The organism is Pseudomonas edaphica, assembly GCF_005863185.1.
In the GTDB taxonomy this organism is placed as follows: Bacteria; Pseudomonadota; Gammaproteobacteria; order Pseudomonadales; family Pseudomonadaceae; genus Aquipseudomonas; species Aquipseudomonas edaphica.
This window is the reverse complement of record NZ_VBVZ01001108.1, coordinates 1-684: the sequence shown is the minus strand read 5'-3', so window position 1 is coordinate 684 and position 684 is coordinate 1. Positions and strand designations below refer to the sequence as shown.

1 pseudogene is annotated in these 684 nt (G+C 59.2%); it reads left to right on the top strand.

What is annotated here, in order from left to right:
* Window positions 1-578, top strand: a pseudogene (gshB, locus tag FEM54_RS33535) (glutathione synthase); the annotation flags it as partial.
* Window positions 579-684: the final 106 nt, after the last annotated feature.

Below are 684 nucleotides of genomic sequence, written 5' to 3'. Positions count from 1 at the left end.
AGCTGTTCGCCACGCTGTTTCCGCAGTGCACGCCGCCGACCGTGGTCAGCCGCCGCGCCGACGTGCTGCGTGAATTCGCCGCCAAACACGGTGATGTGATCCTCAAACCGCTGGACGGCATGGGCGGCACGTCGATCTTCCGTCACCGCGCCGGTGACCCGAACCTGTCGGTGATCCTGGAAACCCTGACCGCGCTGGGCACCCAGCAGATCATGGGCTAGGCTTATATTCCGGCGATCAAGGATGGCGACAAACGCATCCTGATGATCGACGGCGAACCGGTGGATTACTGCCTGGCGCGTATTCCGGCAGCCGGCGAGACCCGTGGCAACCTGGCGGCCGGTGGTCGCGGTGAAGCACGCCCGTTGTCGGACAAAGACCGTTGGATCGCCTCTCAGGTTGGCCCAACCCTGCGGGAAAAAGGCCTGCTATTTGTAGGACTAGACGTAATTGGTGAGAACCTCACCGAAATCAACGTCACCAGCCCGACCTGTATTCGCGAGATCGACAATGCATTTGGCACGAACATCGGCGAAATGCTGATGGCGGCCATTGAGCGCAAGCTACAAGCCAAGTGACATAGAACAGCCGGACATAAACCAACATTGCGTTATCATGCGCCACCTGTGAAACGCGCGATGTTGGTTTTTTTGTCATGACACTCCCGTCCGATCTGCCCTACGA